Annotated in this window: 2 protein-coding genes; both read left to right on the plus strand. The window is 39.3% G+C overall.

Annotated elements, in window-relative coordinates:
* On the plus strand, positions 1–214 hold a 214-nt coding region (locus tag ACJJVP_RS00030), incomplete at its 5' end, for a type IX secretion system membrane protein PorP/SprF (RefSeq protein WP_405409758.1).
* 37 nt (positions 215–251) lie between these two features.
* Entirely contained in the window at positions 252–6,908 is a 6,657-nt protein-coding gene (locus ACJJVP_RS00035) for a gliding motility-associated C-terminal domain-containing protein (RefSeq protein ID WP_405409760.1), read from the plus strand.
* The last annotated feature ends 101 nt before the right edge of the window (positions 6,909–7,009 follow it).

A 7,009-nucleotide genomic window follows, 5' to 3' on the forward strand; every position in this document is an offset into this window, starting at 1 on the left:
TAAATTTATATTGGGAGCGGCCTACAGATGGGATGCTGCATTTAGTGGTATGGCAGGATTTAATGTGTCGAATAAATTTCTAATAGGCATAGCTTACGACAAGGAAACTACAGAGCTTGGCAATGCCACCTTTAATGATGGTTCATTTGAGGTCATCTTCAGATATGACTTTATCACTACTAAGAATAACTTGAAATCACCAAGGTTCTTTTAACAAAAAAATAAAGCCCAAGTATATTAAAAAATTTCCAATGGAATTACACTTAGTTAAAGTACAAACCAAAATAATAGTTCTCTTTTTGATCCTTTTTGGTTTAAACGGGGTTTACGGTCAAATACAGGCTGTAGATGATTCTTTCAGTACTGTTTTAGCACCAGGCGAGGTATTAACTGAAAACGTTGTTGCTAATGATTTTTTGGACGGTAATACACCTGTAATTGGCACGGATGTATCTTTAACGGCAGACCCTAATGGAACTAACCCATCAGGGATAACCTTAGATACTAACACAGGTATGTTTACTGTAGATGCAGGTACCGCAGATGGAAGCTATACATTAGAATATCAAATTTGTCAGATTTCAACACCTACCAATTGTGCTATTGCGAGTAGCACCATAATAGTTGGTGACGTAGATGATGATGGTGTTGGTGATACCGCTGATTTAGATGATGATAATGATGGTATTATAGACGCGGATGAATGTCCGGACTCAAATTTTATCACCAACCCTGATGGTTCTATTACTAGAAATGGCATAACTATTACATCTACCTATGGTGGTGTAGGAACTGGTGCCAATGGTTCTAATAGTGGAAATGTAAATTCAACCTACCCGAATTATACCGCAATTCAAGCAACTCCGCGCGTAGACTCTGATGGTAATGGTGATGGTTGGGAAGATTATATCTATCTTGAAATTACCTTTAGCCAAGCTGTAGAGGTAGGCGATACATTTGGTATGGTTGATATGGGGGGTAATGCTTCCGGCTGGGAAATAGGGTCTGTTATTGGTTATAATGGCACTACTGCTGTAGTACCTTTATTTACTAATGTAGGATCATATCTAGCTAAAAGTACGGTTGCCGTAGTTGATGTTAATGCAATACCAGGTGTTGTGTTACCAAGTTCTCTTACTTCTTTGAATACGGCTGCAAGTACGCCTGGTAACATACAAGATGAAGACCCGGATGGTCAATTCACTGCTGATTTTGGTACTAATTTAGTAGACAGAGTAATTATTCTCTATGGTCTAGGGCGTGAAAATGTAACTGGTGGCAGTAGCAATCAATCTTCAGGAACTTCCAATACCGGTTATTATAATATTCCGGAATTAGCATGTGACTTTGATAATGATGGTATACCTAATATAGTTGATTTAGATAGTGATAATGATGGTATACCAGATAATGTAGAAGCACAGACAAGTGCGAGCTATATTGCCCCGAGCGGTACGGTGGATGCCGATGGTGTTGATACTGCGTATACGGGCGGTCTGACCCCTGAGAATACAGATGGCACCGATACCGAAGATTATTTGGATTCAGATTCTGATAACGATGGAATAGATGATACCATTGAGGCAGCAATAACATTAACGGGCACGGATACGGACTTGGACGGTCTAGACGATGCTACCGATGCAACTGCAGATTATACAGATGTTGGTGGTACCATAGATGATCCGATAGCGACACCCTTGCCAGATTTAGATGCCGATGCTTCTACCGGAGGAGATCTGGATTTTAGGGATGATACTGATGATCGTTTAGATACGGATGGTGACGGTATAGTGGACGAGGAAGATCTAGATGATGACAACGATGGTATTTTGGATACCGACGAGTGTGTTTCATCGTCCTTGGTGAATATAGGGTCCGACAATGGCGATAGTATAGATATTAACGGAATAACGGTAACCTATTTAGAAGGTGTAGTTGGTGGCGATGGCACGGTTCATCCCGTTCATGGAGATGCATTTTCTGGAGATAAAAGTATTTCAACCCTTGTTTTAAATAGAAATGGTTCGTACGATAACAATAGCAATGGTTGGGAAAACTATACCTATACCATTGTTGAGTTCAGTCAGCCAATGGTAATCGGCGATATATTTAAAGTTGTAGACTTGGACGGAGCCTCTAATTGGGAAATGGCAAGTGTAATCGGCTTTAATGGTAGCACGGCAGTATTGCCTACTTACACAAATGTAGGAGCTTTAGTGAACACGCAAAGTTATCCCGTAATTGCTTCCATACCAGGATATGCCAATTTCCCTACCAGTCTAGAGACGGGAGATAGTTCTATTTCACAGCCAGGAGATGTAGATGAGCATAACTCAATAGCTCAATTTACTGCAGATTTTGGGTCTGATGCCGTAGATTCTGTTATTGTAATTTACGCACTCGGTGGTCCTGCTGTTAATAATAACGGTACTCAAAGATCAGGTGTGGAGATAGATTTTAGTTCGCTTACCGCATTTGCATGTGATAGCGATTTAGATGGTATACCGAATAATTTAGATTTAGATGCCGATAACGATGGTATTTTAGATGCCGATGAAGCTGGTCATGACCAATCACATACTGCTGGCGTAGTAGACGCAACAGTTGGCGAAGATGGTATTCCAGATGCAGTGCAGACAGATCCTGATGGGTATACTGTAAATTATGTGCTGTCTGATTTTGATGCCGATGATATTGCTGATGCATTAGATTTAGATAGTGATAGCGATGGTATACCGGATAATGTAGAAGCACAGACAAGTGCAAGCTATACCGCCCCGAGCGGTACGGTGGATGCCGATGGTGTTGATATTGCGTATACGGGCGGTCTGACCCCTGAGAATACAGATGGCACCGATACCGAAGATTATTTGGATTCAGATTCTGATAACGATGGAATAGATGATACTGCCGAAGCAGCAATAACCTTAACGGGCACGGATACGGACTTGGACGGTCTGGACGATGCTACCGATGCAACTGCAGATTATACAGACGTTGGTGGTACCATAGATGATCCGATAGCGACACCCTTGCCAGATTTAGATGCCGATGCTTCTACAGGTGGTGATCTGGATTTCAGGGATACTTCTGATGATAGAATAGATACGGATGGTGATGGTGTAACAGATGACGTAGATTTAGATGATGATAACGACGGTATTTTAGATAGTATCGAATGTACAGATTTAGATATTTCCGATTCTGTAGACAATGGTAATGGTACAGTTACAATAAATGGTATTGTAATAACGTCTGCTTATGGTGGCGCAGGAACTGGTGTAGTCGGTACTGAAAGTGGTAATGCATTTACAGATTATCCGAACTATACAATTATTCAAACACAACCACGAAACTCGGCAGATAACAATTCTGGCGGTTGGCAAGATTATGTTTATCTCGAGGTAAGCTTTAGCGAACCGGTAGAGGTTGGTGATAATTTCGGAATGGTCGATATTGATGGTAATGCTATTGGCTGGGAAATGGGATCTATTATTGGATATAATGGCAGTACGGCTGTAGTGCCTACATTTACAAATATTGGTGCTAATTTAAATCAGAGTACAGTAGCTGTAAATGATGTAAACGCTATACCAGGGGTGGTATTACCAACAAGCCTTACCACTTTTGACGCTTCAATGAGTACAGTAAATAATGCAGCTGTTGAAGACGCATCTAATCACTTTACAGCAGATTTTGGTACTAATTTATTAGATAAAATAATATTAGTATTAGGTATAGGACCCAATGTTACAAATAATAGAACTACCTCACAGACCTCAGGTATTTCAAACACTGGCTTTTATAACATTCCTCAATTTACTTGCGATATTGATAATGATGGTATACCTAATATAGTTGATTTAGATAGTGATAATGATGGTATACCAGATAATGTGGAGGCACAAACAAGTGTAAACTATATTGCCCCGAGTGGTATAGTTGATGCCGATGGTGTTGATACTGCGTATACGGGCGGTCTGACCCCTGAGAATACAGATGGCACCGATACCGAAGATTATTTGGATTCAGATTCTGATAACGATGGAATAGATGATACTGCCGAAGCAGCAATAACCTTAACGGGCACGGATACGGACTTGGACGGTCTGGACGATGCTACCGATGCAACTGCAGATTATACAGACGTTGGTGGTACCATAGATGATCCGATAGCGACACCCTTGCCAGATTTAGATGCCGATGCTTCTACAGGTGGTGATCTGGATTTCAGGGATACTTCTGATGATAGAATAGATACGGATGGTGATGGTGTAACAGATGACGTAGATTTAGATGATGATAACGACGGTATTTTAGATAGTATCGAATGTACAGATTTAGATATTTCCGATTCTGTAGACAATGGTAATGGTACAGTTACAATAAATGGTATTGTAATAACGTCTGCTTATGGTGGCGCAGGAACTGGTGTAGTCGGTACTGAAAGTGGTAATGCATTTACAGATTATCCGAACTATACAATTATTCAAACACAACCACGAAACTCGGCAGATAACAATTCTGGCGGTTGGCAAGATTATGTTTATCTCGAGGTAAGCTTTAGCGAACCGGTAGAGGTTGGTGATAATTTCGGAATGGTCGATATTGATGGTAATGCTATTGGCTGGGAAATGGGATCTATTATTGGATATAATGGCAGTACGGCTGTAGTGCCTACATTTACAAATATTGGTGCTAATTTAAATCAGAGTACAGTAGCTGTAAATGATGTAAACGCTATACCAGGGGTGGTATTACCAACAAGCCTTACCACTTTTGACGCTTCAATGAGTACAGTAAATAATGCAGCTGTTGAAGACGCATCTAATCACTTTACAGCAGATTTTGGTACTAATTTATTAGATAAAATAATATTAGTATTAGGTATAGGACCCAATGTTACAAATAATAGAACTACCTCACAGACCTCAGGTATTTCAAACACTGGCTTTTATAACATTCCTCAATTTACTTGCGATATTGATAATGATGGTATACCTAATATAGTTGATTTAGATAGTGATAATGATGGTATACCAGATAATGTGGAGGCACAAACAAGTGTAAACTATATTGCCCCGAGTGGTATAGTTGATGCCGATGGTGTTGATACTGCGTATACGGGCGGTCTGACCCCTGAGAATACAGATGGCACCGATACCGAAGATTATTTGGATTCAGATTCTGATAACGATGGAATAGATGATACTGCCGAAGCAGCAATAACATTAACGGGCACGGATACGGACTTGGACGGTCTGGACGATGCTACCGATGCAACTGCAGATTATACAGATGTTGGTGGTACCATAGATGATCCGATAGCGACACCCTTGCCAGATGTAGATGCCGATGCCTCTACAGGTGGAGATTTGGATTTCAGGGATACTATTGATGATAGAATAGATACGGATGGTGATGGTGTAACAGATGACGTAGATTTAGATGATGATAACGACGGTATTTTAGATACTGTTGAAGGTGATCTTGATTTTGATGGTGATTCGATTATCAATTCCTTAGATCTTGATTCTGACAATGATGGTATTCCTGATAACGTAGAAGCACAAACTACGGTTGGTTATACACCACCGAATACAGATGATTCTGCCACATATTTAGCAAATGACGGAGTAAACTCTGCCTATTTAGGAGGATTATCTCCAACAAATACAGATGGTGCCGATAATCCAGATTATTTAGACTTGGATTCTGACAACGAAGGAAGTAATGATACTATTGAAGCCGGTATAACTTTAACAGGTAATGATATAGATAATGATGGTTTGGATGATGAAACCGATACAACTGTAGATTATTCAGATGTTGGTGGTACCATTGACAATCCACTTTCAGGTACGGTAATTCTTCCAGATTTTGATAATAATGCCTTAAACGGAGGAGACATCGATTTTAGGGATGTAACCGATGATTTCAGTGATTTAGATAGCGATAATGATGGTATTACCGATAGTTTTGAAGATTTAAATTCCGATGGAGATAATGACCCTTCTACAGATCCTACAGATACAGATGGTGACGGATTTCCGGATTATTTGGATATAGACGCCGATGGCGATGGTATACCGGATAATGTTGAGGCACAGGCAACTGCAGAATACAATCCACCTTCAGGGATCGATGCGAATACCAATGGTTTAGATGATGCGTATGAAGCTAATGGTTTAACAGGTTTATTCCCTGTAGATACCGATGGTGATAACTTACCAGATTATTTAGATGAGGATAGTGATAACGATAATGTATTAGATGCTATTGAAGCTCATGACTATGACCACGATGGTATAGCAGATGTTGTCAGCATTGGTTCAGATAAAGATAACGATGGTCTGGACGATGGTTTTGAAGGCGAATCTACTATAGATATAGATGTAAACGATGAAATAGATGATCCTTTCAACGATTTGCCAAATACTGATGGATATTTAGAGTCGGATTATAGGGATACCGATGATGATAATGATGGAATAGAGACTATAAATGAAGATATAAACTTAGATGGCAACTATGCTAATGACGATAGTAATGGTAATGGAATTCCAAATTATTTGGAACCGAATTTAGTTGAAAGCGAAAATGAGTTGGAAGTATTCAATATTATTACACCAAATGGAGATGGAGTTCATGATGTACTGCGAATAGACGGTTTGGAAAACTTTCCGAATAATAACATTCAGATTATTAATAGATGGGGTGTTTTGGTTTTTTCTACAAGCTCTTACAATACAGAAAGCAATAATTTTGCTGCTGTTTCAACAGCAAGGGCGACGGTTAAAACTGAAAATAAATTACCAGTAGGTACATATTTTTATATATTAAATTATGGCGAATCAGAAGATAATATGAAATCTAAAACTGGTTACATATATATAAATAGATAATAAGAATGTTAAATACCTATATAAACATACTACACATACTACATAAAAGTAACCTAAAGCAAGTTGTCGCTATGATGGCAATTTGTTTTAGCTTATTCTCT

The sequence above is a fragment of the Maribacter sp. Asnod1-A12 genome, assembly GCF_045063735.1.
GTDB lineage: Bacteria > Bacteroidota > Bacteroidia > Flavobacteriales > Flavobacteriaceae > Maribacter.